Origin of the sequence: Geobacter sp. DSM 9736, from assembly GCF_900187405.1 — a bacterium.
Taxonomy (GTDB): domain Bacteria; phylum Desulfobacterota; class Desulfuromonadia; order Geobacterales; family Geobacteraceae; genus DSM-9736.
The window spans coordinates 2574434-2600877 of record NZ_LT896716.1 but is presented as its reverse complement, the minus strand read 5'-3'; the positions used below and the strand labels follow the sequence as shown (position 1 = coordinate 2600877).

29 protein-coding genes are annotated in these 26444 nt (G+C 60.3%); 7 read left to right on the top strand and 22 right to left on the bottom strand.

What is annotated here, in order from left to right:
* The first annotated feature begins 83 nt into the window (after window positions 1-83).
* Window positions 84-497, top strand: coding sequence for an SPOR domain-containing protein (locus tag CFB04_RS11800; protein WP_157698784.1), 414 nt, complete (start codon window positions 84-86; stop codon window positions 495-497).
* Window positions 498-650: 153 nt separating this feature from the next.
* Window positions 651-1307 (top strand): OmpA family protein, encoded by a 657-nt coding sequence (locus CFB04_RS11795; protein ID WP_088535458.1) that lies wholly within the window; start codon window positions 651-653, stop codon window positions 1305-1307.
* Between the two features lie 75 nt (window positions 1308-1382).
* On the opposite strand, the gene CFB04_RS11790 is transcribed toward CFB04_RS11795, so the two are convergent.
* The 21 genes from CFB04_RS11790 to rpsA form a co-directional block, all read right to left on the bottom strand.
* Entirely contained in the window at window positions 1383-2777 is a 1395-nt protein-coding gene (locus CFB04_RS11790) for an NADH-quinone oxidoreductase subunit N (protein WP_088535457.1), read from the bottom strand.
* The gene (locus CFB04_RS11785; RefSeq protein WP_088535456.1) at window positions 2774-4282 is read right to left on the bottom strand and encodes a NuoM family protein; all 1509 of its coding nucleotides are present in this window, start codon (window positions 4280-4282) and stop codon (window positions 2774-2776) included. Before CFB04_RS11785 ends, CFB04_RS11790 begins: the two co-directional genes overlap by 4 nt.
* Window positions 4267-6144: an NADH-quinone oxidoreductase subunit L gene (gene nuoL, locus CFB04_RS11780; protein WP_088535455.1), complete on the bottom strand. Its 1878-nt coding sequence runs from the start codon at window positions 6142-6144 to the stop codon at window positions 4267-4269. The genes CFB04_RS11785 and nuoL overlap by 16 nt, the downstream gene beginning before the upstream one ends.
* Before the next feature lie 49 nt (window positions 6145-6193).
* Window positions 6194-6502: an NADH-quinone oxidoreductase subunit NuoK gene (gene nuoK, locus CFB04_RS11775; RefSeq protein ID WP_088535454.1), complete on the bottom strand. Its 309-nt coding sequence runs from the start codon at window positions 6500-6502 to the stop codon at window positions 6194-6196.
* Window positions 6499-7041, bottom strand: a complete 543-nt coding sequence (locus CFB04_RS11770; protein WP_088535453.1) for an NADH-quinone oxidoreductase subunit J — start codon at window positions 7039-7041, stop codon at window positions 6499-6501. Before CFB04_RS11770 ends, nuoK begins: the two co-directional genes overlap by 4 nt.
* Window positions 7042-7270: 229 nt before the next feature.
* Window positions 7271-7810: an NADH-quinone oxidoreductase subunit NuoI gene (gene nuoI / locus CFB04_RS11765; RefSeq protein ID WP_088535452.1), complete on the bottom strand. Its 540-nt coding sequence runs from the start codon at window positions 7808-7810 to the stop codon at window positions 7271-7273.
* A gap of 98 nt (window positions 7811-7908) precedes the next feature.
* Window positions 7909-8331, bottom strand: coding sequence for an ankyrin repeat domain-containing protein (locus CFB04_RS11760; RefSeq protein WP_088536805.1), 423 nt, complete (start codon window positions 8329-8331; stop codon window positions 7909-7911).
* 131 nt (window positions 8332-8462) lie between these two features.
* Window positions 8463-9452, bottom strand: coding sequence for an NADH-quinone oxidoreductase subunit NuoH (gene nuoH / locus CFB04_RS11755; protein ID WP_088535451.1), 990 nt, complete (start codon window positions 9450-9452; stop codon window positions 8463-8465).
* Window positions 9449-11353, bottom strand: coding sequence for a molybdopterin-dependent oxidoreductase (locus CFB04_RS11750; protein ID WP_088535450.1), 1905 nt, complete (start codon window positions 11351-11353; stop codon window positions 9449-9451). Before CFB04_RS11750 ends, nuoH begins: the two co-directional genes overlap by 4 nt.
* 32 nt (window positions 11354-11385) lie before the next feature.
* A complete protein-coding gene (locus CFB04_RS11745) occupies window positions 11386-11748 on the bottom strand; it encodes a GxxExxY protein (protein ID WP_088535449.1) in 363 nt (120 codons plus the stop codon).
* Between the two features lie 37 nt (window positions 11749-11785).
* Complete coding sequence (nuoF, locus tag CFB04_RS11740) at window positions 11786-13051, bottom strand: NADH-quinone oxidoreductase subunit NuoF (RefSeq protein ID WP_088535448.1); 1266 nt, start codon at window positions 13049-13051, stop codon at window positions 11786-11788.
* 122 nt (window positions 13052-13173) lie between these two features.
* Complete coding sequence (locus CFB04_RS11735) at window positions 13174-13545, bottom strand: DUF488 domain-containing protein (protein ID WP_088535447.1); 372 nt, start codon at window positions 13543-13545, stop codon at window positions 13174-13176.
* Window positions 13546-13580: 35 nt separating this feature from the next.
* Window positions 13581-13910 (bottom strand): c-type cytochrome, encoded by a 330-nt coding sequence (locus CFB04_RS11730; RefSeq protein WP_088535446.1) that lies wholly within the window; start codon window positions 13908-13910, stop codon window positions 13581-13583.
* A 177-nt stretch (window positions 13911-14087) separates the two neighbouring features.
* Window positions 14088-14558: an NADH-quinone oxidoreductase subunit NuoE gene (gene nuoE, locus CFB04_RS11725; RefSeq protein WP_088535445.1), complete on the bottom strand. Its 471-nt coding sequence runs from the start codon at window positions 14556-14558 to the stop codon at window positions 14088-14090.
* Between the two features lie 55 nt (window positions 14559-14613).
* Window positions 14614-16995, bottom strand: a complete 2382-nt coding sequence (locus tag CFB04_RS11720; RefSeq protein WP_088535444.1) for an NADH-quinone oxidoreductase subunit B/C/D — start codon at window positions 16993-16995, stop codon at window positions 14614-14616.
* 189 nt (window positions 16996-17184) lie between these two features.
* A complete protein-coding gene (gene ndhC, locus CFB04_RS11715) occupies window positions 17185-17601 on the bottom strand; it encodes an NADH-quinone oxidoreductase subunit A (protein ID WP_088535443.1) in 417 nt (138 codons plus the stop codon).
* A 17-nt stretch (window positions 17602-17618) separates the two neighbouring features.
* On the bottom strand, window positions 17619-18065 hold the full coding sequence (locus CFB04_RS11710) for a thioredoxin domain-containing protein (protein WP_088535442.1): 447 nt from the start codon (window positions 18063-18065) through the stop codon (window positions 17619-17621).
* A gap of 10 nt (window positions 18066-18075) precedes the next feature.
* Entirely contained in the window at window positions 18076-18546 is a 471-nt protein-coding gene (locus tag CFB04_RS11705) for a peroxiredoxin (RefSeq protein ID WP_088535441.1), read from the bottom strand.
* Between the two features lie 85 nt (window positions 18547-18631).
* Window positions 18632-19165, bottom strand: a complete 534-nt coding sequence (locus tag CFB04_RS11700) for a surface-adhesin E family protein (protein WP_088535440.1) — start codon at window positions 19163-19165, stop codon at window positions 18632-18634.
* Between the two features lie 73 nt (window positions 19166-19238).
* Window positions 19239-20450: an HAF repeat-containing protein gene (locus CFB04_RS11695; protein WP_088535439.1), complete on the bottom strand. Its 1212-nt coding sequence runs from the start codon at window positions 20448-20450 to the stop codon at window positions 19239-19241.
* 1 nt (window position 20451) lies between these two features.
* Complete coding sequence (gene rpsA, locus CFB04_RS11690) at window positions 20452-21663, bottom strand: 30S ribosomal protein S1 (RefSeq protein ID WP_088535438.1); 1212 nt, start codon at window positions 21661-21663, stop codon at window positions 20452-20454.
* Window positions 21664-21820: 157 nt separating this feature from the next.
* Here rpsA and CFB04_RS11685 point away from each other — a divergent pair, with 157 nt between their 5' ends.
* Both CFB04_RS11685 and CFB04_RS18110 read left to right on the top strand, forming a co-directional pair.
* Complete coding sequence (locus CFB04_RS11685) at window positions 21821-22891, top strand: alanine--glyoxylate aminotransferase family protein (RefSeq protein ID WP_088535437.1); 1071 nt, start codon at window positions 21821-21823, stop codon at window positions 22889-22891.
* Window positions 22892-22922: 31 nt separating this feature from the next.
* Window positions 22923-23099 carry a hypothetical protein gene (locus CFB04_RS18110; protein ID WP_088535436.1) on the top strand — a complete coding sequence of 59 codons (177 nt, stop codon included), beginning with the start codon at window positions 22923-22925 and terminating at the stop codon, window positions 23097-23099.
* Between the two features lie 52 nt (window positions 23100-23151).
* Here CFB04_RS18110 and rd read toward each other — a convergent pair whose 3' ends face one another.
* Window positions 23152-23310: a rubredoxin gene (rd, locus tag CFB04_RS11675; RefSeq protein WP_088535435.1), complete on the bottom strand. Its 159-nt coding sequence runs from the start codon at window positions 23308-23310 to the stop codon at window positions 23152-23154.
* 339 nt (window positions 23311-23649) lie between these two features.
* On the opposite strand from rd, the gene CFB04_RS11670 reads away from it, so the two are divergent.
* The 3 genes from CFB04_RS11670 to CFB04_RS11660 all read left to right on the top strand — a co-directional run bounded on the left by CFB04_RS11670 (window position 23650) and on the right by CFB04_RS11660 (window position 26379).
* A complete protein-coding gene (locus tag CFB04_RS11670; protein WP_088535434.1) occupies window positions 23650-25506 on the top strand; it encodes a phosphoenolpyruvate carboxykinase (GTP) in 1857 nt (618 codons plus the stop codon).
* A 178-nt stretch (window positions 25507-25684) separates the two neighbouring features.
* Window positions 25685-25966: a cytochrome c7 gene (locus CFB04_RS11665; protein WP_088535433.1), complete on the top strand. Its 282-nt coding sequence runs from the start codon at window positions 25685-25687 to the stop codon at window positions 25964-25966.
* A gap of 131 nt (window positions 25967-26097) precedes the next feature.
* Window positions 26098-26379 (top strand): cytochrome c3 family protein, encoded by a 282-nt coding sequence (locus CFB04_RS11660; protein ID WP_088535432.1) that lies wholly within the window; start codon window positions 26098-26100, stop codon window positions 26377-26379.
* The last annotated feature ends 65 nt before the right edge of the window (window positions 26380-26444 follow it).

Below are 26444 nucleotides of genomic sequence, written 5' to 3'. Positions count from 1 at the left end.
GAGGGCTTGAGTTTCGGTTCCCATTCTCCGGGCTATGCCGACATGACAGATCGCAATTCTTACAACAATTTTCGGTTATGACGATGAAGCGAGCTTTTCGATATGCTGTAGCTGCCTTTATTGTTACAGCAACAATGACCGCCTGCGGTGACGGGGATGGATCGGCGAATCTGCCGGGTACGCAGAGGCAGTATGAATGGGTTGCGCTGGAGCAGCTCCTGCTGCCGACGCCGCTCCCGGAAAATGGGAAATACGCAATCCTGGTTGGCGAGTTCGCCGTTGTGGAGGGAGCGAACAACCTCCACCTCCAGGTCACGGCGTTGGGACTTCTCTCGTCGATCATCCCGGTCGTCGACAAGGACGGGCAGCACTCATTCTTCGTTTCCGCGGGCAGCTTCGAATCGCTGGACGAAGCTCGCGAACATCGCCTGCCGATTAGCCGAGATCTTCGCATTAACGATCCGCTGTCCATCATTCTGCTGCCGCCTGAGAATTAAAGGGCGAAGGTCCAGCGAGGCAGATGTCCCCGGTCTCAAGCTGTCTGTTCACTCCCTTCCATACCCTTAGCGCATCCTCAGCATTCCGTGCTTGGCAAACCCGCCCTCCTTTTACTAGAATCGAAGCAGTTCCAAGCAAGGAGGTTGTAGAGGATGAAGAAAGTCATGATAGGGGCCGCGCTTGTTGCGACGGCTCTCGCCGGGTGTTCCCAGCCCTTGTCCAACACGAAGAAAGGTTCCCTCCTGGGGACCGGAGCCGGAGCTGCCACCGGCGCTCTCCTCGGCCAGGTCATCGGCCGCGATACGGAATCGACCCTGATCGGGGCGGGAGCCGGAGCGGTGGTGGGGGGCATCAGCGGCGCGCTCATAGGCGATTACATGGATAAGCAGGAGGAAGCCATGCGCCGCGAACTGGGGGGCGCCGACGGCGTCAGCATCAGCCGCGACCAGAACGACCTCGGGGTGAATTTCAAGGGGGACCTGCTGTTCGACGTGAATTCGGCGACGGTTCGCGGTTCGGCTGCGGACGAGCTGCGAAAGTTCGCCAAGGTCGTGAACCAGTATCCCCAGACGATGATCTACGTTGCCGGCCATACCGACAGCACCGGAACTGCGGATGTGAATCAACGGCTCTCGGAGCGGAGGGCGGCATCGGTGAAGCAGATTCTCGTCGGTCAGGGAGTGGATTCCTCAAGGGTTTCTACTGCGGGATACGGTGAGCTGAAGCCCGTGGGGGACAACAAGACCGACGGGGGAAGGGCCAAGAACAGGAGGGTGGATATCACCATAAAGCCTGTCGAGAAGAAGTAGCAGGTTTGCTATCGAGATGATATGCAGGCGGAGAATCGGGCGGGAGGGCCCGCTTCTCCGCCTTTTCTTTATTCACTACGGCAGTACGAGAATCCTGCCGATTGCCTGAAGCAGCGGGTCGGGGTAGACGCCGAGAGCAACCGTGACGGCTGAGGAGCCGGCAAGGGCCACGAATTCCGGGATGGAATGGCGACCGGCACTTTCCGGTTGTTCCGGCTGCCGCATGTAGAGATTCACCACCACACGCAGGTAATAAAATGCAGAAACCGCTGCGGTGAGTATCCCGATGACCGCGAGGAGCGCCTCGCCGCTGCGGATGGCCGCAGCGAATATGAAGAATTTGCCGGTGAATCCGGCCGTCGGCGGGATTCCCGCCAGCCCCAGCATTGCCAGCGCCAGCACTCCCCCTGCCAGAGGGCGTGTGTACCCAATCCCCCGATATTCCTCGATCCTTTCCCTATCCAGAACGGCAACCACTCCGAAGGCGGCGATATTCATGGCCGCATACGCCACAATGTAGAAAACGACAGACTCGTATCCACCCCCTTTTCCCGAAAGGAGCGCCAGGGCGACGTACCCCATCTGCGCGATGGAGGAGTAGGCGAGCATCCGCTTGATATTGGTCTGGAGAAGCGCGGCCAGGTTTCCCACCACCATCGAAAGGAGGGAGAGCACCCAGAGCGGCTCGCGGAGATAGCCGGGGTCCCGCCCGAAGAGGAGCAGAAGGAGAGCGGCGAAAGAGGCCCCCTTGGAGCCTGTGGAGAGAAAGGCCACGACCGGCGCGGGGGCTCCTTCATAGACGTCAGGGGTCCATAGGTGCGCCGGGACGAGGGAGACCTTGAATGCGATCCCGATCAGAACAAACCCCCATCCTGCGACAGCGAGAGGTGTGACGCCGCCGAAGGCCGCCTGCATCGCCGGAGCGATGGAGAGAGTGCCGGCTCCGGCATAGATGAGAGCGAGGCCGAAAGCGATGAATGCCGCGGCCACCGCGCCCAGAATGAGGTACTTCAGTCCGGCCTCCGCCGATCCGGGGCTGTTCCGGTCGATGGCCACAAGGATGTAGAAGGCGAAGGTAAGCGCTTCGAGGCCCAGGAAGAAGATCAGCAGGTTTGTCGCTCCCGCTAGCGCCACCATGCCGAACGCCGCGAAAAGGATCGTGGCGGGATACTCCTCCCCCCTTATTTCCCGGCGCTCGTTGTGGTCCAGGGAAAGGAGAAGGGTAGCCGCCGCCGTGAGAGCGAAGAAGAGGGTAAAGAAACGGAAAAACGGGGTGTCGCCGATGCCGATGGTGGCCGCTCCGGGAGGGGCGGGAGCGGCGATGGCCCAGATGCCTGCTGCCGTCAGGGCTGCTATGCCGATGGTTGTACCCGATCGGCCCGGCTTCACCGCCCCTGCCAGCAGGACCAGGAGCGCAGCTACTGCCAGGATGAGGAGCGGCATGGCTGCCAAAAGGTCGGCGAGTGTCATGGCGATCCTCCCGGCGGCCCCACCAGCGCTTCCACCGGTACCTGAAGCATGGCGAGGACCGGCGCCGGGTGGGTGCCCAGATAGATCGCGATCATGGCAAGAGCCGCCAGCACCGAGCCTTCACGGAGGGTGAGTTCACTGGCCGCAGTCTCCCCGCCGGGACCGAAGAGCAGTTCCTGGACGAGTCGCACGGTGTACACGAGGGGCAGGATGATCCCCACCAGCGCGAAAACCGCCGGAAGGGGGAATACCCGGAAAGAGCCGGCCAGGATGAGAAATTCCCCCGCAAAGTTGTTGAGGCCGGGGAGCCCCGCCGAAGCCATCGAGAAGAATAGGAAGAAGAAGCTGAAGATGGGGATCTTTCCCCACAGTCCGCCGAAGTCGGCGATCTCCCGGCTGTGCGCGCGCTCGTCCAGCATCCCGACGAGGGCGAAGAGAGCGCCGGTGGTGATGCCGTGGTTGACCATCTGGAGGACGGTTCCCGACATGGCGACCGGTGACCAGGACGCGATACCCAGAGCGACGAATCCCATGTGTCCTACGCTGGAGTAGGCGACGAGCCGCTTCATGTCGGTCTGGGCATAGGCTATCCAGGAGCCGTATATGATGCCGATTACCGCCACTGCGTAGAGCAGGGGGCGGAACTCCGCCGCCGCCTGCGGGAAGAGGGGGATCGCGAAACGGATGATCCCGTAGGCTCCCGTCTTCAGCAGCAGCCCGGCGAGGATCACGCTGCCCGCCGTCGGTGCGTCGGTATGGGCGTCGGGAAGCCATGTGTGGAGCGGGAAAACCGGCACCTTGATGGCGAAGGCCAGGAGAAACGCCGCAAAAAGCCAGAGAGAGAGGTTTTCAGGTACGTTTGTTCCCAGGAGAGCCGGGAGCGCGAAGCTGAAGGTTCCCGTCTGGTTGCCGTGGATGAAGTAGATGGCGATGATGGCCAGCAGCATGAGGAGCGAGCCAGCCAGGGTGTAGAGGAAGAACTTCACCGCGGAATAGATTCGCCGCCCGTGCCCCCAGATCCCGATGAGGAGGAACATGGGGACGAGCATGACCTCCCAGAAGAGGTAGAAGAGAAAAAGGTCGAGGGCGAGAAAGACCCCTATAATCCCCGTTTCCATCAGGAGCAGTGTGCAGAAGAAAAGGGGAACCCGCTCCCGCACGCTTCGCCACGAAACGAGCATCGCCACTACCGTCAGGAACGCGGTGAGGAGCACGAGGAGGTAGCTGATGCCGTCCATCCCGAGGAGGTAGCGGATGCCGAAGCGCTCGATCCAGGGGAGGTCCTGCCAGTGGAAGAACCCGGGGAGGGGAGCTCCGCCGGTGACGGGCGCCGGTGCGGGGCGCCATGCGCCGGCGGCGAGAAGGAGTTCCGCCAGGGCGAAGGTGAAGGCGACACCCCGCGCTACTCCGTCGCGCTTCCAGAAGGGGATCAGGGCGACACATCCCGCCAGGGGGAGAAAGACGAGAAGGGTGAGGAGGATCTGCTCCATCAGAACTTCCCCCATGCCAGCCATCCCAGGAGAACAGCGGCTCCTGCGGCGAAACTGGCCAGGTAGACCGACACCCTGCCGCTTGTCCAGCCGGCGAGACTTCTCCCGGCCTTACCCACCGATGCGGCCATCGCGTCCAGCGAATCGTCGATTACGCCTTCGTCAACCCGCCGCCACAGAAAGCCTGCCATCCACTCGAATGGCCTGATGAAGAGAATCCGGTAGAGGCCGTCGACGTACCAGCCGTTCAGGAAGAAGCCGGCAGCGCCTGCGGGCCCGGTCGCCGCCGCTTCGATGCGGGTCTGCCTGCGCAGCCCCCCATAGCGGAGGTGCACCGCAATGACCCCAGCCAGCGCTACGGTACCGGCGATTCCTTCCACGATAAGCTCGGTGTCGTGAGGAACTGGTATACCTCTGGGCAGGGCGGTGGAGAAGAATCCCCCGAGCCAGCCCCCACCTTCGAGCAGGTAGTCGGGAAGGTGGAGAAACCCTCCGAAAAAACCGAGAATCGCCAGGGGAAGGAGCATCGTCTGCATCACCCGGGGGACATGCTCCGCTTCCTTAACCCCTTCTCCGGCAAACACAAGATAGACGAGTCTGAATGTATAGATGGAGGTGAGGAGCGCCGTCACGATGCCCAGGATGAAAAGCGTGCCGTAGAGCAGACCACCTTTGGCCCAGACAGCGGCGAGGATGGCGTCCTTGCTGAAGAACCCGCCGGTGGGGGGCAAGCCGGCCAGGCATGCCGCGCCGATGAAGAAGGTCCAGAAGGTGTAGGGCATCTTCCTGCGCAGCCCCCCCATCCTGAAGATGTCCTGCTCATGGTGGAGCGCCGTTATGACGACTCCTGCGCAGAGGAAGAGAAGCGCCTTGAAGAATGCGTGGACGAGCAGATGGAAGGTGGCGGCGGTAATGGCTCCCGCGCCGACGCCGAGCATCATGTAGCCGATCTGGCTGATGGTGGAGTAGGCCAGCACCCGTTTAAGGTCACGCTGGGCCAGGGCGCAGGTCGCCCCGTAAAGCGCGGTTACGGCTCCAGTTACCGCGACGGCCGCCATCACCGGTGCCGATACGCTGAAGAGGGGAAACATCCGCGCCATGAGATAGACACCTGCAGTCACCATGGTGGCGGCGTGGATCAGGGCGGAGACGGGCGTAGGTCCTGCCATGGCGTCGGGAAGCCACACCATCAGAGGGACTTGGGCTGATTTCCCGGCAGCTCCCAGCAGGAAGAGGAATCCCAGCGCAGTGATCACCCCCACGGGGAGAAGGAACCCCATCTGGTTGATCTCACTGATGGACTGGGTCCGGAAGAGCTGGAAACACCAGACGATGCCGATCCCGAGGGCGGTATCGCCGATCCGTGTGGTGATGAATGCCTTTCGGCCGGCATCGGCGTTCCCGGCGTCCCGGTACCAGAACCCGATGAGGGCGTAGGAGCAGAAGCCGACCCCCTCCCACCCGAGGTACAGGAGCGGCAGGTTGTCAGCCAGCACCAGCACGAGCATGGCGAAGACGAAGAGGTTGAGGAGCGCGAAGAAGCGGGCATGGCTCTCCTCCCCCCGCATGTACCCGACCGCGTAGACGTGTATGAGGCCGCAGACGAAGGTGATCATGAGGGTCATCACCAGGGAGAGCGGGTCGAGATAGAGTGCGATGGGGGCTGAAAAATCGAAATCCTGGAGCCACGAAGCCAGTTCGACCCGCACCGGTGCCCGGTACATTGCGAATGCAAGGGCGGTGCAGGCAAAAGCTCCCCATACGACGGCACAAGCCATCGTTTCGCTCACCAGGCGCGGCAGCTTCCGGCCGATCACCATGTTGAGCACCGCCCCCAGGAGGGGGAAGAGGAGTATGAGGGTAAGGTAGAGGTTCATTATAGGTCCCATAGGTCCTATAGGTCGTATAAGACCTATTGCAGCCTTTTCATCCCTTCATCGAACTGAACTCGTCGGTGTTCACCGTCTTCTTCCGCCTGTGCAGGTAGACAACCAGCGCCAGGGCTAGGGAAACCTCGGCGGAGGTCATCGCCACGATCATGAGGGCGAAGACCTGGCCGTCGGCCGCTCCCCACCGGTTGGCTCCGCCGATGAAGGCGAGCATCGCGGCGTTGAGCATGATCTCGATCCCGATGAGCATCATGATCACGTTGGAGCGCCAGACCAGGGTGCAGACGAGGCCCAGGACAAAGAGGATGCCCGCCAGCAGAAGCACGTGGAGAAGGGGCACGATCATTCGGTCCCCTCTCCGGTCCTGCCTGTTCCCGGGGAACGATTTTCGGAACGCGATCCGTTGCGCCTGCCGAGGTAGAGCGCCCCTACAAGGGCGAAGAGAAGCTGCAGCGAGATTATCTCTACGGCGATGCCGTAATTTCTGAAGAGGGTTACGCTGAAGTCGCGGATGGTGATGTAACCGGTTCCGGTGCCTGGCAGCGACGAACGGCCTGCGACGAGGGCCACCAGGGAGCCCAGGGTGACCGTCCCGAGAATAGCAGCCGGCACCCACTCCAGTATTCCCGGGGTACGTACCTTCTCGGGATGGCCCAGGTCGAGCATCATGATGACGAACAGAAACAGCACCATGATTGCTCCTGCATAGATGATCACCTCGAACGCGGCCACGACGGGCGCGCCGAGAAGGAAAAAGATCACGGCGAGTGCGAAGAAGGATGTGACGAGATAGACGATGGCATGCACCGTGTGCCGTTCGGTGATGGCAAACAGGGTTGCAGCGACGGTGACGGCAGCCAGTATGTAGAAGAGGGTCTGCTCCATTATCAGTTCATTTTATCACAGAGAATCCGGCCGCGCCGGGAGGGCTAGAGAGGTTGTTGAAAACGAAGTTTCAGCGAAGCTAAAAACAGCCATCTCGCCGCCCTCCTCGAAAGCCGCCTTGTGCGGCGTAGCGCTGTTTATGCCCCATAGGGTACTACGCCTCCGTGGGGCGTTCTGCGGGTGCTAGAAGATCTGACTATTTTTGAACAACCCGCTTTTCAACAGCCTCTTAGGGCATCAGGTCCCGTGGGTCCACTGGCGGCTCCTCCCCCGGGCTGCTCCCCCGGGGCTGGACGACCCCCATCCCTGCATGGCGGTAATAGTTGTAGCTCCCGTCCTTGCCCCCGTTGTCGATGAGGAGGTCTTCCTTCTCATAGATCATCTCCATGATGTTCCGCTTGCAGAACTCGTAGTCGGGGGTCATCTGGATCGCCAGGGTCGGACATGCATCGGCGCAGAGGCCGCAGTAGATGCAGCGGGCGAAGTTAATACGGAACCACTCCGGGTACCGCCGCCCTTCCGGGGATTCAGTGGCCTGGATGGAGATGCAGTCCACCGGACATGCGGCCGAGCAGAGGTAGCACGCAACGCACCGCTCCTCGCCGTCCGGGTCCCTGGTAAGGACGATCCGTGCGCGGTATCTGGGGGGGGGAGTCCGCTTCTGCTCCGGGTACTGGATTGTCACCGGGCGCTGCAGGAGGTGCTTCAAGGTAGTGGCGAAGCCGGTCAGAATGGCTTTGGTGTCACGTATCAGGGGGGCTTTGAGCATGATGGGTGACCTCTCTGGTATGACGTACGGGGCCGGCTGACCGATTCATGCGGAAAGCTGAGGGGCCGAAGGCGGCCCCCCGGCAGTGGGCTTGTTCTTCAGGCGGTCCCCTCCGTACGCTGTGCTTTCTTCAGGAGGGCCAGGGCAAGAGGCCGGCCGTTGTTTTCGGCGTAGACCATGGCGGTGTTGCCGGCGAGGGTTCTGGCGCGAGTATCGGCGCCGCTGTTGATGAGGGCCTGGACGGTGTGGTTGCAGCCGTAGATTGCCGCGAACATGAGAGGGGTGTGCCCTTCCCTGTCGCGGGCATCGACGGTGGCGCCGCTCTGTACGAGCAGCCGGACCACCTCGACATGACCATTGGCAGCCGCATAGTGGAGGGCGGTCTTTCCCTTGTCGCTGCGCGCGTCCAGGTCGGCGCCCCGCCGCAGTAAATCGGAGACTGTTTCCATGTCCCCCGCTTTTGCGGCGTTAATGAGAGGAGTGTGCCCGTGCCTGTCCCGTCCGTTGACATTTTGCATCATCCATTCCCCCTTTTCGGTCGCGCTTCCTGCCCTGAGTAACGTCTCCATCGGCCCTCTCCTTTCCCTGTCATTGCTGCAGTTGGAAACCACGAAGTCCGTTGTTGCCGAACGAGCCGGCGGCCGAAAGTGGGTCAGCGGAGCAATAGCCACCAGCCGGTCGCTAGTATATTAAGCAAGGCTAAAGGAGTCAACACTTTCCACCCCAGGTGCATCAGCTGGTCGTAGCGCAGCCGGGGCAGGGTCCCGCGCATCCAGATGAAGAAAAAGGCGAAGAGCGACACCTTGATGAAGAACCAGACCGGGGGGGGGAGAAGCGGTCCGTGCCACCCCCCGAGAAAGAAGGTGGTGGCCAGAGCACCGAGGGCGATTACGTTCACGTATTCGCCGACGAAGAAGAGGCCGAAGCGCATACCCGAATATTCGGCGTGAAACCCGGCAACCAGCTCCGATTCAGCCTCTGGAAGGTCAAAAGGGATCCGCCTGCACTCCGCCGCGATGCTGATGAGGAAGATGACGAAGGCCACCGGCTGGTACACTATGAAGGGCACGGTGCTCTGGGCATCCACTATTTCGGTGAGACTGAAGGAGCGGGCGAGCATCACCACCGGGACCACCGACAGCCCCATGGAGAGTTCGTATGATATGAGCTGCGCAAGGCCCCTGATCCCGCCGAGCAGGGCGTACTTGGAGTTGGAGGCCCAGCCCCCCAGCGCCACACTGTAGACGGCGATGGATGAGAGGGCCAGGAAGAAGAGGAGCCCCACGTTCAGGTCGGCAACCACGAGTGGAACCGTGCGGCCGAAGATGTCGACGGGAGCTCCGAAGGGGATGACGCCGAAGATCATGAGGGCGGGGATCGCCGCCATCGCGGGCGCCAGAAGAAAGAGCCAGCGGTCGGCGCCGGCGGGGCGGAAATCCTCTTTCGTAAGCATTTTGATCAGGTCCGCCAGGGGCTGCAGCAGCCCGAAAGGACCTACGCGGTTCGGCCCTTTGCGGTCCTGTATCCACGCGAGAACCCGCCGCTCGGCCAGCACGAGGTAGGCGGCGAAAGTGAGGATCACGAAGTAGACGAGCCCTATCTTCGCCAGGAGCAGAAGCATGTCCAGGACAGCCGGGGTCATGTGGCACCTTTTTCGGAGCCCGGGAGAGGATCGAGCATTCTGAACCCTTCCGTATTCGGATCGAGGCCGCGCAGCACCTCCCATCTTCCAGAGAGCGGTTCCGTAACCCGTTCTCCCGAGAGCCGCTGCAGCAGGGCGGCTGCAACCTCCCAGGCGGGTTTCGGATCGCTTCCGGGAGGAAGATGTCTCGGGGTGTGCGGCGGGTGCACCGTCGGCTCCTGCTTGACGGGCCTCCCTGGGCTGAAACTCCGCTGGAAACGCTGGGCGCGTCCCTCATTGTTGATCCAGGTGCCGTCCATCTCCACCCATGCGGCGGTCGGGAGGAAAACCCCGGCCCGGGCCACGTCCTCAGTGGCAAGCCAGTCCGCAGCGGCAAGGATTGCCACTTCTGTGGGAACCTTAGGCAGATCCGCCTCGATGGCGATTACCCCCTTGACCCGTCCCGTGTCGAGAGCTTGCGAGAGATCGACTCCACGATGCTCCCGGGCGAGAAGGGCTGCACCGAAGGAGTTGGGGTCCTCCAGGATGAAGAAGAGTTTGAGTCCGGCCCGGCGAAGATCGGGGTGAGGCCTCCCCGTTATAATGACCCCCCGTTCTGCTTCCGCCAAGGGAACGGCATCCAGTTCCCGTGCATCGGTTATTTCAATGGACACGGTCCGGGCGAGTTCTCCTGCCGGGGTGGCGCCGACGGAAAAAATCCGGGCACCCTTCCGCCATGCCTGCCGCACGGCCAGGAGCAGCACGGGGGCCTCCCTGAGCGGGTCGCAGTTGTCCAGGACGATCATGTCCGCGGTACGGACTTCGGCAAGGGACGCCGCGTTATCCCGATGAAGATGCTCGACGGCCGCAGCGGCGCGCCGGGCTTCTCCATCGTCGGAGAAAAAACAGAGGAACCCGGCGCCGAGGGCTGCAGAGAGCCGCTGGAGAAGCAGGGCCCCTTCCAGCGACAGGCGGGAAGAGCCGACGACTGCAAGGCTACCGGCTCCGTTGACTCTTATAAAATCCTGGAGGCGCGACGCAAGCGTATCCAGAGCTTCTTCCCACTGGGCCTCATTTCCGTCGATCAGCGGGGTGCGCGGGCGTGCGGGATCGTTGACGGGATCCTTGGTGAAGCGCCCCCGGTCGCAGATGAACCAGCCGTTCACCGCATCGTTGCGGCGCGCAGCCGTCTTCAGCAGCTCCCGGTAACGCGCCGCCGGGAGAGTGTTGCATCCGAGCGAGCACCAGGGGCAGATGGAGGGTGCCATCTGGTAGTCCCAGTAACGGGCACGGTAGCGGGCGGTCCTGTCGGTATAGACACCGGTGGGGCAGATATCCAGGAGATTCCCGGAGAAGGGGGATTCCAGCTCTCCTTCCGTGAACCGGCCGAAGTAGACCCGGCCCGCGCTCCCCATGGCGCCCAGGTCGGTGCCGCCGGCATACTCCTGATAGAAGCGGGAGCAGCGGTAGCACTCGATGCACCGGTTCATCTCGTGGTGAATGTACGGCCCCAGGTACTGGTTGAGGAAAGTGCGCTTCTTCCCCTGGAAGCGGCGGATGCCGTGCCCTCCCGCAACCGTGTAGTCCTGGAGGAGGCATTCCCCCCCCTCGTCGCATACCGGGCAGTCATGGGGATGGTTGATCATCAGCCACTCGATCACGAGCTGCCGGAGCCGTGCCGCCTCTCCGTCGGTGGTGGAAACCACCATGCCGTCCTGTGCGGGGATCATGCACGACATCTGCACCCCCTTCACCGGGCCTTCCACAAATTTCATGGCGCACAGCCGGCAGGCGCCGACGCTGCCCAGAGCCTCGTGGTAGCAGAAGTGAGGGATGACGATCCCAACAGCCCGTGCGGCTTCCAGTACGTTGGTCCCGGGGGGGACTTCGACCGGTATGTTGTCGATTATCAGCTTGGGCATGAGGCCTCATCTCGCAACAGAGACACAGAGACTCAGAGAATGACTCTGGTTATCCCATCTTTGAGAACAGGGTTGTTGAAGTTGATCAAAAGGCCGAGTTGCTTTTGAGCCAGCCGCAGATAGCTGAGGAGTTGCGCCTTGAATACGGGATCGAAACGATCCACAGCCTTCAACTCGACGATGACCAGGTCTTCTACAAGGAGATCAAGCCGGTGTTCCCCCAAAACGTTTCCCTTGTAAACAACAGGAATCGCCACCTGATTTTCGAACCGTAGCCCTCCGGCGCTCAGTTCGTAACATAGCGCTTTCTCATATACGGACTCAAGCAGCCCCGGCCCCAGGTTCTTGTGGACCTCGATGGCGCAACCAATGATTCTTTCTGTAAGTGCGTTGATTGCCTAGACTCCGTGTCTCTGCGTCTCTGTGGCTGAATTAGTTTCGGTAAGGGCAACGTCTCTTTCTGATATGCTCCCGCACCTCGTCTTCGAAGAGCCGCAGAAGCCCCTCCACCGGCCCCATTGCTCCGGGGGCGAGGGCGCAGAAGGAGTAGTTAAGGTACTTCACGTGCTCCCGCAGGATATCCAGGTCCTCCTCTTCCCCTCCTCCTGCTTCCAGTCGCGTAAGTATCTCCCGCACGAAAGGGAGACCTTCGCGGCACGGCGTGCACCAGCCGCACGACTCCCGGGCGAAGAAGCGGATCAGGTTGAGGGTCGCTCCCACCATGCAGGTACCTTCGTCGAATACTACGATGCCCCCGGTTCCGAGTCGCGAACCCGCTTTTGCCACGGCGTCGAAATCAAGGGGGAGACCGAAATGCTCCGGCGTCAGGTATGGCGTCGAGGCTCCCCCCGGTATGCATGCTTTGAACGTCTTCCCCGGCGCCATGCCTCCGCACGGGCCGTCGATGATCTCCCCCAGCGTCACTCCCAGCGGAAGCTCCACACAGACGGGGTTTCGCACGTGGCCGCTGATGCAGAAAAGCTTCATTCCAGCAGCCTCTGGCACCTTCGCAAGCCCCCTGAACCAATCGGGGCCGTTGGCGACGATGTACGGGATATTTGCCAGCGTCTCCACGTTGTTGACCACCGTCGGGCCGCCCCAGAGCCCTTTGATGGCGGGGAACGGGGGTTTTGCCCGCGGATTGGGCCGCCGTCCCTCAAGCGCGTTCATAAGGGCCGTCTCCTCGCCGCAGATGTAGCGGCCTGCGGAAACATGGATGTCGATCCCGCAGGAGAATCCGCTGCCGGCGATGTTCTCGCCCATCAGGCCGGCCGCTGAGGCGTCTCTGACTGCGGCTCTCAGATTTTCCGCCGCCGCCTCGTAGCCGCGGCGGATGAAGATGAATGCGTGCCTTACTCCCAGCGCATACGAGGCCAGCAGCATCCCCTCCACCAGGGAGTGGGCATTGCGCTCCAGCAGCACCCGGTCCTTGTAGGTCCCCGGCTCCATCTCATCGCAGTTGCAGATCAGCCAGCGGGGACCCGGCAGGTCCCGGGGAACGAAGGACCACTTCTTCCCGGTGGGAAACCCGGCGCCCCCCCGTCCGCGCAGCCCCGAGTCGATGACGATCTGCTGCACGTCGGCGGGTGCAAGCTCTTTAAGTGCCCGCTGCAGCGCCGCGTAGCCCCCTTCCGCGCGATATTCTTCGAAGGTGACTGCACGGCCGGGGCGGTTATGTTTGAAGAGGACGAGTTCCATGTACAATTGATGCTTGCCACGGAGGCACAGAGACGCGGAGAATGTCTACTTCAGGCTTCTTGATTCTGTAATCCGATCCGCTGAGTCACCTCTCTGCTCGTGAAAAGCCTTTTCCCCTTTTTTCAGGTTTCCTCTGCGTCTCCGTGCCTCTGTGGCAAGCTCAAAAACTCCTTCAGGACCACCGCATTATTGTGCTCCGCATCCTTCGCCGCAAAGAGGAGGGTCACCTTTTCCCGTTCCGCGTCCCGCTTCAACCGATCGAGGATTTCCCTGTGAGCCGCCAGCTCTCTTCGATACCTGCCGCGGAACTCCTCCCACTTTGCAGGATCGTGGCCGAACCACTTCCGCAGTTCGTCCGAAGGAGCCAGTTCCTTCAGCCATTCGTCCACCAGCGCCTCATCCTTCCTGACGCCGCGGGGCCAGAGACGGTCGACAAGGATCCGCAGGCCGTCGGACGGTGACGGTGGGTCATAAATCCGCTTGATCTCGATCATAGGTCAAGATTACCAAGAAACAGCCGGATGTCAGGCTACTTGAACGACTTCAGGACGTAGTCCGCAATAGCTCCGGCTTGCTGATCGCTCAGCGTGTTCTGATCGAAGGGAGTCATTCCCGGACCCGGATTGCGGACAACCTTGATGATGTCATCCCGGGTCTTGATGCCGTTGGCCTGCAGCTCTTTCTTCTTCAGTGTCTTTGCCGGGTTCATCGTGTTGCCGCCACCGGCATGGCATGCCTGGCAGTGCTGCTCGAACAGTGCCTTGCCGTCGTTTTTGCTGTCCGGGGCCGCCAGGGCCGGTGCGCCGGAAAGGGCAAAGCCGGCAAGGATGCAGAAGGGAGTAAACAAGGGCTTTTTCATACGATTCCTCCTAAGGAATTAAAACCATGTCACCACAGAGGCACAGAGAGCACAGAGAAAGAGAAAGCCAAAACTCGTTGGACGAATAATCAAGCAGTGATACGCCTTACTTTACGGTTCATCGGCGATCTTTTGACTTCTCCGTGTCCTCTGTGGCTCTGTGGTGCTTTTTCGGATTTATCCGGTCCGTTCCCGCTCCAGGACATGGACAGCTTCTTCCGGCGTTACCCTGCCGTAGAGGCGCTCGCCTATCATCAGGGCGGGAGCGTCGCCGCACATTCCGAGGCAGGCGCAAGGGAGGAGCGTGAAGGCGCCGTCGCCGGTGGTTCCTCCCTCCCTTACCCCCAGCGCAGCCGCAAGGTGAGCGAGTAGAGTTTCCCCACCCATGGACCAGCAGGAGATGGAATCACAGGCATGAATCACCTTCTTCCCGACCGGCTTCCGGTAGATCATTTCGTAGAAGGTCGCCAGCTCTTCCACCTGGAGGGGGGAGAGCCCGAGCAGCTGCGCGGCCTCGACGACCGCCTCGTCGGTAAGCCAGCCGTAGTAGCGCTGAAGTTCCTTCATGACGTCCACCGCCGCTTCCCGCGGTGTAATGGCTGAAGCAACTCGTGTCTGCAGCTCTTTTTCCAGTTCTTTCGGAATCATTTCACTCACCGGGGTTCAGGTTCTTACCTCAACCTTTACCTTTACCTGCTTTCCCCTACCTGTCCACCTCGGCCAGAACAAAGTCGATGGAGCCGAGCACCGCCAGCAGGTCCGCCACGAGCCATCCTCTGGTCATGAGGGGCAGCGCCTGCATGTGGGCGAATCCGGGGGTCCTGATCCTTACCCGGTACGGGATGTTGATCCCGTCGGAAACTACGAAGTAGCCATACTCCCCTTTTGCCCCTTCGATCGGCGCGTAACACTCTCCCTTTGGCGGAGCCATCCCTCTTGTAGTGTTTATGAAGTGATGGATCAGGGATTCGATATCCTCAAGTGTGTCCCGCTTCTGGGGCAGTGTGTAGCGGTACTGCTCCGATATCCAGCGTCCACCCGGCATTCCACGGTAGGCCTGTTCGACGATGCGGAGCGACTGCTTCATCTCCTCGATCCGCACGAGATACCGGGCGTAGCAGTCCCCCCCTTCCGCGACTGCGATGTCGAAGTCGAAGCGGTCATAGCCGCAGTAGGGCATCTTCTTGCGAAGGTCCCACTCCATCCCGCAAGCCCTGAGGTTTGGTCCCGAAATACCCCACTCGATGGCGTCTTCGCGGCTGATGGTACCGACCCCCTTGAGGCGCGCGGTGAAGATGGGATTGTCGTTCAGGAGCCCCTCGTATTCTCTGAGCCGGGGGGGGAACCACCGGAGAAACTCCGCCACCGGCGCTTCCCATCCTTCCGGCAGATCGTCTGCCACGCCGCCGATCCGGAACCAGGCGGGATGCATCCGGCCGCCGGTGATCATTTCCACTATGTCGTAGATCTTTTCACGGTCGGTGAATGTGTAGAATACCGGGGTCATGGCTCCTACATCTGCGGCGAAAGTCCCAAGCCATACCAGATGGTTGGCGATCCTGAAGAGCTCGGTGAGCATCACGCGGATGTAGATTGCGCGATCGGGGATGGAGATGCCGCAGAGCTTCTCGACCGAATTTACGTAGGCCAGATTGTTGATGACGCCGGCGAGGTAATCGACCCTGTCCGTGTAGGGGATGTACTGGTGCCAGTTCTGGCGCTCTCCCATCTTCTCCTTGGCGCGGTGGTGGTAGCCTATCTCCGTGTCCACATCGGCGATCTCTTCCCCTTCGAGCTTGAGGACCACCCTGAGAACTCCGTGAGTGCCCGGGTGCTGCGGGCCCAGGTTGAGTATTAGGTTCTCCTCGTCAACCCGGTCAAAAAAGTCCTGGGCGGGCAGCGGCTTGTGGCTGCGGGCATCTTCAAGTGTGTACGGCGGCATTTCGTTGGCGCGGAAGGGATGCTCCTTGCGGAGCGGGTGCCCCTCCCAGTCCCCGGGCATCAGGATGCGCCGCAGGTTCGGGTGACCCGGGAAGCGTATGCCGAACATGTCGTAGACTTCCCGCTCGTACCAACCGGCGGAGGGGAAGACGCCGGTGACAGTCGGCAGTTCCGGGTAGCGCCCTTCCAGCTCCGTCTTGATCCGTATGTAGCCGGGGGTCTCGAAGTTAAGGAGGTGGTAGTAGGCGGTGAAGTCCTTGTAGTCGCTTTTCTCGCGCCGACACGACTCGTCGACTGCCGTCATGTCTTCCAGGCGCCGGAAAGGGGCACGAGGTCTCTCCTTCAGGTGACGGAGCACGTCGGGTACCAGATGCGGCGGCACGCGCCAGGTGGGCATGTCGGTGGCGGAAGGGTCGTATCGGACCTCATTGCCGAAGCGGGCTTCCAGTTCACCTTCCAGCCCGAACTCCGGGAACGGATTGCGCGGTGCAGGCGGGCGCCACATGATGTCCGAACGGGAGAAACGGAACTGCGGGTGCTGCATCTCGGTGCCGCGAGTGGCGGCCCCTTCGAGTCCCGGCCCCCGTGTATCCCGCGATTTGGTCACGCCGTCCACAAGAACCGGGGAGGTGGTTCCCTGAGTTCCTCCCTTCATGTGGAGGACCGGCCTTGCCGGGCGTTCGCTGGTCCTGATCTTTTCCTGGAGAAGGATTAGCCCCTGGAGAAACGCTTCGGGGCGCGGCGGGCAGCCGGGTACGTAGACATCCACCGGAAGGATCTGGTCTACCCCCTGCACTACGCTGTAGACATCGAACATTCCGCCGGAGTTGGCACAGCTCCCCATGGAGATCACCCATTTGGGCTCTGCCATCTGCTCGTAGAGCCGCAGGATCGAGGGGGCCATCTTCTTGAAGACGGTCCCGGCAATTACCATAAGGTCCGCTTCACGAGGCGTTCCGCGCAAAACCTCGGCGCCGAATCGGGAGATGTCGTAGCGTGAGGTGAAGGAGGTCATCATCTCCACGAAACAGCAGGAGAGGCCGAAAAACATCGGCCAGAGGGAGTTGGCGCGTCCCCAGTTGATAAGGTCGTCGAGCCGGGTGAGAAGGATGTTGTCGCGTGCGTGTTCAGGAGCGTCTGTCACGTGATCTCCCGAGAGGTTGTTGAAAAACAGCCATCTCGCCGCCCTCCTCGAAAGCCGCCGTGTGCGACGTAGCGCTGCTACGCCTCCGTGGGGCTTTCTGCGGGTGCGACGATCTGCCTATTTTTGAACAACCTGCGACTACGGGGTGAACGGAAGAAAATCTGGAGTTTTTTCCCTTTTTTATCCCGATCATTCTGAATATCCCTGTCGAGGTCTTTTTTCGGAATTCCGCCTGTTCGAGATCGTCGGTCCCCAGTCGAGCCCCCCCTTGATCCAGAGCCAGACTAGCCCCAGGAGCAGGACGACGATGAAGATGGTTATATGCACCATTCCCGGGAGCCCAAGTTCGTCCCACGCGACCGCCCACGTAAAGATGAAGACCGCCTCGACGTCGAAGACGATGAAGAAGATGGCGACAAGGTAGAATGGGACGGGGTAGGCGAGCCGCGCGTTCCCGGTGGGGATCATCCCCGATTCGTAAGCTGCTTCCTTCTCGGGGGATCGGGCGCCGCTCCCGAGCCACCAGGCGGCAAGTAGCAGGAAGCCGATGAGCCCCGTGCCGATCCCGGTATATATGACGAGTGCGAGCAGGTCGGCTCTTTCCATGGTATCTCCAGAGAGTTCTAATGCAGGTGGCTCTTAACCCAGGCCAGCACCGTTTCCTTCGGAAGGGCCCCGCCTTTGCGATCGACCACCTGGTCACCCCGCATAAGCAGCATGGCGGGTATACTCCGTATGCCGTACCGACCCGAGACGCCGGGTGCTTCTTCGGTATTAACCTGCACCACCGCCGCTTTCCCGGCAAGTTCCTGCGCTATCTGTTGCACCACCGGTGCAAAATGCCGGCAGTGCGGTCACCAGCCGGCCCAGAACTCCGCGAGCACGAGGCCCCGATACCCCTTGAGGAACTGGTCGAAGCTCCGGTCCGTGAGGGGGACCGGTCTGCTGTGGAGCGGGGGAAGCGCATTGTGGCAGTTGCCGCACTTCCCCGCTTTCCCCTCGCTCGTGCCGGGGACCCTGTTGGCGGTGCCGCAGGAAGGGCAATGAATTATGTAGCTTTCCCTCTCCATTGCTACTCCGTCATGAGAGGATGGTCTGGAGGTATTCGACTACTTCGGCCGGATGCTCCTCCGCTTTGGCCACCTTCGGCCAATGTCTGACGATGGTGCCGTCGGATCCGATGACTACCGTCGATCTGATGGTGCCGATGCTCTTCTTGCCGTACGATATCTTCTCCCCATAGGCGCCATAGGCCTGCATTACGTTGCTTTCGGGATCGGAGAGGAGCGTGAAGGGGAGGTTGAACTCGCGGATGAACCTGTCGTGAGAGGCAAGGCTGTCCCTGCTGATGCCGAGGAGAACCACATCCATCGCGGCAAGTCGCGGAGCGAGGTCGCGGAAGGCGCATGCTTCTTTCGTGCATCCGGGGGTATTGTCCTTGGGATAGAAGTATAGGACCACAGTCTTCCCGGCGTAATCAGAAAGGCTGTGCCGTTTTCCGTCGCTCCCTTCGAGTGTGAAGCCGGGAGCTTTCGTACCTTCCAGAGACATGGGACCTCCTGGACCAGCTGTTATGGCAGTTCATTTACTGTAGCAGAGAACCGCCCGGCTGCAAGGAGCAGCGGGGGAAGATCCTCTACCGGATCTGAGCCGGTGCGGTCTCGGGGGAGAGGCCCGGTGCGCCTCCTTCCAGTTCGGGAGAGGAGGGGGATTGTGCTTCGGGAAGGGACAGTTCCTCGGCGCAGACATAATTCTGTGCGAGCTCCATCACCGACTCGGGGGGGACAGGCTCTGCATCTGTCATGTCTGTGGAGAGAGGTACCTGTTTGTCCAGCTGTTTTCCGGACCGCGCATAGTAGTAGATGCCGCGGGGCTTGTAGATCCCCTTGTTGCAGTCTATCTCGTAGTTGAAAAGGATATAGTCCAGTTCCGGGAGCTTGTATTCGTTCCTGAGAAAATCATTTTTCCTGCCGGTGAGCTTGACCCAGAAGATGGTGGTGCCGGATCTGGTGTTCTGGATCGACTTCTCGTCGATGTGGAAGACAAGCTCGGCATCTTCGGTGAGCTTGGACCATCGCTCTTCCCGGCCATGGGCGGCCCCGCACATTATCGCCGGCCAGACCAGCATTGCCAGGCTTGCCAGTATCATCCTCACCCGTTCGGATTTCATGCTCTACGCTCCCTGTTCTATTTGCTCGCCGCGCGTCTTCCCCTGCAGTGGCCCCGCGTCGGCCCGTCTTCCTTCACCGCCTGACAGTCTCCTGTTCGCATGCCCCTTCGGGAAGTTTCCACAGAACCGCTTTTGAAGGTCGCTGCCACAGATTGTCCGAACGTTTTCCCTCTTTCCTCCACCCGACCACCTGTCCTGCTTCATTGATCGATAGGGCCTGGGTCAGTTCGCCCCGTTCGGCTCCAAGTGAAATAGTGTTGCCGTTGCACCAGAGGAAGGCCCTGTCCAGCCTGGTCGAGTCTTCATCACGAATGCTGCTGGATCCGACGGTCCACCCCTTGCCGTTGATGTCGTAGAGGGTGCTTCCGCTCGCCTTTCCAACCCCCTTGATTCTGGTCATGGTGCCATTTTCCCGGAAAAACCCCCACGAGGTGCCGTCGGGATAGGTGAGGCCGCCGATGATCTGTCCCCGGTTGTTGATCTTCAGGGTCCGGGTGCTGTGGGGTGAGGTGGATTCGGAAGCGGGTTTTCCGAGGTCGGCGAGGCGACCGTTTTTGAGGATGTAGCCATCGATCCTGCTGCCTGACACGTAGCCGTCACCGATCACCTCTCCTTTGTCGTTGAGGTCCGAAGCGTAGGTCGGCCACTTGCGGGAGAGGGCGCCCAGGTCGGTCATCCGGTTTCGGCGCCAGATAAACGCGTGGGTCGCTTTCCCGGAACCTTTGATCTGTGAATATCCGGCGACCTCCCCCTGTTCGTTTATGGCTACCGCCGTGCTGGACGCGCCTCCCAGGGTGCCCAGGTCGATCATTTTCCCCTCTTTCCAGAGGAACGCGTGAGACTTCCCTTTGGAGGTCTCGCTGTTTCCGATGACCTCTCCCCGGTCATTGATGCCGATTGCGAAGGAGTTCTTGCCGCCGAGGGTGCCCAGGTCGATCATTTTTCCCTTTTTCCAGAGGAAGGCATGGATCGCTCCCTTTACGAAGCTGTCTCCGACGATCTCGTCGTTGTTGTTGATGGCCTTGGCCCGGCTGCTTTCATGCTTGCCGAGTGCCCCCAGATCCGTCATCCTCCCGTTTTTCCAGATGAAGGCGTGTTCGATGTTGGGCGTCGCGGTATCGCTGAAGCCGGCGACGGTGCCCTTGTCGTTGATGGCAACCGCGGTGCTTCCGGCTCCTCCGAGCGTGCCGAGGGACGTAGTCCTGGCTTCGGGGCTGCGGGCGGACGCCTGCGAAGCCGTTAGAACCAGCACCGTCAACAGTTGGACCGGCCATCTACTGTTCATGTCAGCTCTTTTTGTCTTTTCCCATCTTCGCCTTGAGCAGATCTCCGAGCGTCCCCATGGTTTTGGGAGCTTCAGATGCCTGACGCTTAAAGCGGTCCAGCGTCATGGCCTCCTCTTCCTCTTCCCTGCTTGCCGCCGCCAGCGACAGCGAGAGCCGCTTCTGCTCCCGGTCTACCGCATCAACCTTCACTTCGACGGAATCCCCCTCCTTCACAATTTCACGTGGGTGGTTGATTCGTTTTCCGCCGCCGAGTTTCGAGATATGGATGAGACCGTCGATGCCTTCGCCGATGGTTACAAAAGCGCCGAAAGGAGCCAGGCGCGAGATGCGTCCGGTATGATAGCTCCCTTCCGGGAAGCGGGCCGCCACCTCTATCCACGGGTCGGCGAGGGTTTCCTTGAGGCTAAGGGTTATGCGGTCGTTGGCCCAGTCGATCTGTTTGACCACCACGTCGACTTCCTGGCCTGCAGACAGCACGTCACGCACATCGTTAACCCGTCCCCACCCTAGTTCCGCCATGGGAATGAGCCCCTCGACTCCCCCCAGCGAAACGAACGCTCCGAATTTCTGGAGGGAACTTACCGTTCCGCGAACCGTCATCCCTTCCTTCAGCGTCTCCCGGAGCGCCTCTTTCTGCCTGCGCTGTTCTTCCTCCAGGAGTGCCCGCCGCGACACGACAATGTTGCGCCCCCTTTCCCCATAATCGGTGACGCGGAAGGGGAAGTGCCGTCCTATGAGGTCCGATGGAGCGTCCACCCGGCGTATGTCCATCTGCGAATAGGGGCAGAATGACCGGATCGTGCCCGCCAGCTTTACTTCGAATCCCCCTTTCACTTCTTTCTCCACGAATCCTTCCACCGGTATCCCGGCACGGTACGCCTCCTCCAGCTGTGCAAGCCCGGCTGCGCCCCCGCCGATCCGTGTGGTGAAGCGAAGTTCGTTGTTCTGGATGCCGAGGAAGTAGGCAGTGACCGTGTCGCCTTCCTTTACTGTAAGATTTCCTTCCGGGTCGCACAGCTCCCTCCTGTCGAGGACACCTTCCCCCTTGCGCCCGGTATCGAGAAACACCCAGTCACCGGATATCTTCAGTACCCGCACCTCAACCTTTTGTCCCGGCTCGATGCGGCCGGTCTGCCGGTAACTTCGCTCGAAAAGGTCGGCAAAGCTTTCCTCTTCCATCCCTTCGGGGGCGTTGCTTTTGTCGTCTTTCATTGTAGTTTTTTCCTTGGTCTTTGTTTTTGCCGAAAGAATACAGGCGACTCACCGGGGTTGTCAACCGTCCCAGGCCGCACAATTCTTGACAAGCCGTATTCACATTTGTTAGCTTGCCAGAAAAATGGTGTTATATTCTCCATGAGGTGCTTTGTACATGCACAAGAAGCTGTTTATTCCCGGACCGATCGAGGTAGCGCCTGAAATTCTGGAAGCCATGGCGACGCCGATGGTGGGGCACCGGATGCCGGAATATGCCCTTCTCCACAAAGGGATCAAGGAGAAGCTGCGCAGGCTGCTCTCGACGACGGACCGTGTGTTCCTCTCCACGTCGAGTGCATTCGGCGTGATGGAGGGGGCGGTTCGCAACCTCATCGGGAAACGGTGCGCCAATTTCTGCAATGGAGCCTTCTCCGACAAGTGGCATGACGTTACGCTACGCTGCGGGAAAGAGGCGGATGCCATAAAGGTCGACTGGGGTAAGCCCATAACGCCCGAACTGGTGGAGAAGACGCTGGCCGGCGGCCGTTACGATGCCATCACCCTTATCCATAACGAGACGTCCACCGGCGTCATGTCGCCCCTCCCCGAGATCGCGGAAGTTCTTCGCAGGTATCCCGAGGTGGTGTCGATCATCGACACCGTCTCTTCCATGAGCGCCCTCGACATCCCTCTGGGCCAGCTCGGGATCGACTGCTGCATCTTCGGGGTCCAGAAGGCCTTCGCCCTTCCTCCGGGACTTGCCGTTTTCACGGCGGGGGAGAAGGCTCTGGAGCGTGCAAAAACGGTACCTGCCCGAGGGTATTATTTCGATTTTCTCGAATTTGCGGCCAACGACGAGAAGGACAATACTCCGTCAACACCGTGCATTTCGCAGATCTACGCCCTCGACCGCCAGCTGGACCGCATTTTTGCCGAGGGGCTCGAAGCCCGGTGGAAGAGGCACCGTGACATGGCAGATCTTGTCCGTGGGTGGGTGCGCGAGCACGGCTTCCCCCTCTTCCCCGAGGAGCGGTACTGCTCGCTGACGCTCACCTGTGCGTCCAATGCGAAGAATGCCGATCTGGCGGCTTTGAAGAAGAAGCTGGGGGAGCAGGGATTCGCCTTCGACGACGGATATGGAAAGATCAAGGGCAAGACCTTCCGGATCGCCCACATGGGCGACATGCAGGTACTTGACCTGCAGGAGTTCCTCGCCGTAGTCGAGCGCACGCTGGCAACACTGTAACCACGCCTCAACCAACAAAAGGAGGAGCAGCATGAAATGTCCCAATTGCGGGAGCCGCAAGTCAGTCGAGATCGACATTCATTCCGCAGGGTTCACCGCCGAGGAGTCGCCGGTAAAGGAGTGTGGCGAATGCGGCCTGGTCTGGCGCATCAAGGTCGTTGCCGGCGAAACTTCCGTTGACGTAATCAAGCAGGCCACCAAGAAGTAACCGATTCCGGAGTAACCCCGTCACCTCAGGCTGCGGGCAGTGCTGCTGCCCGTCATTCCTGCTCGAACACGTCTTTTCCCGCCCCGCATACCGGGCACACCCACTCCTGCGGCACGTCTTCGAAGGCCGTTCCCGGCGCCACACCGTTGTCCGGGTCTCCTGCGGCAGGATCATAAACATACTGACAAATTGTGCATACCCATCGTTGCATTTTTCTCCTCCTTGTGTACTATTGAACTAATGTGAGCGCGTTAATGTAGCTGTCCCTCCACGCGAACCTTGCTAAGTATACCGCTCTTCACAAAATTGTATACACTTGACTCATGTGATTTCACTTTAGTTTTATTCAGGCTTGTGATATTTTAACGCGGTTAAAAAGCGGGTGCCACGTCACTGCTGCCTATCCTCCGGATGTAACAGGGATTTTGTCGGTGGACCCGCCACTGGTGAGATGCTGTTTTACTCGATGGTTTCAAGACTCGCTCCCCCTAGTGGGAGTGGCTGTTTGAAGTGCATACACATTCCAATCAAGGGGGAAGGGGCACGAGGCATGAGTTACGAAGTTAAAAACCAACAACTGAAAAAGTGGGTGGAGGAAGTCAGGGCGCTGTGCGAACCGGAGGATGTCTACTGGTGTGACGGCTCGCAGCAGGAGTACGACCAGCTCTGCGACAAGCTGGTCAAGAGCGGTACCTTCCGGAAGTTGAACGAGCAGAAGCGTCCCAACAGCTATCTCGCCTGGTCCGATCCGATCGATGTGGCGCGGGTCGAGGACCGCACCTTCATCTGCAGCATCTCCAAGCAGGATGCCGGTCCCACCAATAACTGGATGCACCCGAAGGAAATGAAGGAGACTCTGACGAAGCTCTTCAAGGGGTGCATGCGCGGCAGGACCATGTACGTTATTCCCTTCAGCATGGGCCCTCTTGGTTCTCCCATTGCCAAGATAGGCGTCGAGATATCGGACTCCCCCTACGTAGCCGTCAACATGCGCATCATGACCCGGATGGGAAAAGCCGTCATCGATGTCCTGGGCGATGGTGAATTCGTTCCATGCCTCCACTCCGTCGGCGCTCCTCTGGCTCCGGGGCAGCAGGATGTCCCCTGGCCCTGCAACAAGGAGAAATATATCGTTCATTTCCCGGAGGAGAGATCCATCTGGTCTTTCGGCTCCGGCTACGGCGGCAATGCGCTTCTCGGGAAGAAATGCCTGGCTCTGCGCATCGCCTCGAAGATTGCCAAGGATGAAGGGTGGCTCGCCGAGCACATGCTGATACTCGGTGTGGAATCACCGGACAAGCAGAAGACCTATGTAGCAGCGGCTTTCCCCAGCGCCTGCGGCAAGACGAACTTCGCGATGCTGATCCCCCCCAAGTCTTTCCAGGACAATGGCTGGAAAGTTACCACCATCGGCGACGACATCGCCTGGATCAAGCCCGGCTCCGACGGGCAGCTCTACGCCATCAACCCCGAGTACGGGTACTTCGGCGTGGCTCCCGGAACATCGGCGCACACCAACCCCAACGCCATGGCCTCCTGTGCCGCCAACACCATCTTCACCAACGTAGCGCTCACTCCCGATGGGGATGTCTGGTGGGAGGGGATGACGGAAGAGCCCCCCGCCAAGCTGATCGACTGGCAGGGGAAAGAATGGACTCCCGACTGTGGCCGCCCCGCCGCACATCCGAATGCCCGGTTCACTTCGCCGGCCAGCCAGTGCCCCTCCATCGACCCGGACTGGGAGAACCCGAAAGGGGTGCCCATCAGCGCCTTCATTTTCGGCGGCCGTCGCAGTAACGTCATTCCTCTCGTCTACCAGTCCCTCAACTGGCCCTTCGGCGTCTATCTAGCCGCAACCATGGGATCGGAAACCACTGCAGCCGCCGTGGGCTCCATCGGAAACGTCCGTCGCGACCCGTTCGCCATGCTTCCCTTCTGCGGCTATCACATGGCCGATTACTTCGCCCACTGGCTCCAGATCGGGCGGACTACTCCGGTCCCCCCGCGCATCTTCAGCGTGAACTGGTTCCGCAAGGATGCAAACGGGAAGTTCCTCTGGCCGGGCTTCGGTGAGAACATGCGGATCCTCAAGTGGATCGTCGATCGCGTTCACGGCCGTGGCGCTGCGGTAGAGAGCCCGCTGGGCTGGATGCCGAAGTACGAGGATATCGACTGGACCGGCCTCGATAATACCGTGTCGCGGGAGCAGTTCTACGAACTGATGTCGGTCGACAGGGACGGCTGGAAGGATGAAATCATTTCCCACGAGGAGCTGTTCGTAAAGATATACGACCGCCTCCCCAAGGAGTTCCTCCACATCCGTGAACTGATACTCTCCAGCCTCTGGCGTTCGCCCGAGCACTGGGAGCAGATGGATCCGACCGCAGTGGAAGGATACAACGACTGACGGAGAAACATAGCGTAAAGCAAAAGGGGCGGCGTGCCGGGTGCACGCCGCCCTTTTTCATTCAAGGCGAACGTCCCGATCCCGAATTTCCATTGTTCAGTTCCTCCCCCAGTTGCAAAACAAAATTATGCCGCTACTATAGATGTAGAATTTTTCAAATGAAGAAAGGAGCATTACCATGAAGAAAATTATCGCAGCAGCAGCAATGACACTGTACTGTGCAGGGCTCGCCTTTGCGGCGGGTGCGGCGGATGAAATGGTCCTCAAGGCCAAGAATGGTGACGTGAAGTTTGGCCACAAGAAGCACCAGGAATACGTTAAAGATTGCAAAACCTGCCATGAGAAGGGGCCGGGGAAGATCGAAAACTTCGACAAGGATGCTGCGCACAAGCTGTGCAAGGGATGCCATGAGCAGAAGAAGGCCGGCCCCACCAAGTGTGGCGAATGTCACAAGAAGTAGCAGGTAGGCCGACAGAGATGGAAGGGGGCTGGAGATTTTTCTCCGCCCCCTTTTTCGTTGGGCCCTTGCAAAAGCATGATTAGGGGGTAGTATTGTAGCTACTATTTTCATGAACAAAGGGGGGGACCGCAATGAAAACAATCATCACACTCATGGCATGTGCACTGTTCATGACCGGAACGGCTTCGGCGCAGGAAACGATCATGCTTCCCGGTAAAAAGGCAGGCGATGTGCCTTTCTCCCACGAAAAGCATCAGAAAGCACTCGACAGTTGCAAGCCGTGTCATACATCCGAAGCCGGAGGGAAGATCGAAGGTTTCAATAAGGAAACGGCTCACAAGCTGTGCACCGACTGCCATAAGGACACCAAGTCCGGACCGACCACATGCAGCGGATGCCACAAGCAAAACTAATGCGGGAGCGCCGTTTCTCCCCCTGAAAAGCATTGCGGCACGGCGGCGAAGGTAGTATCTTCAGG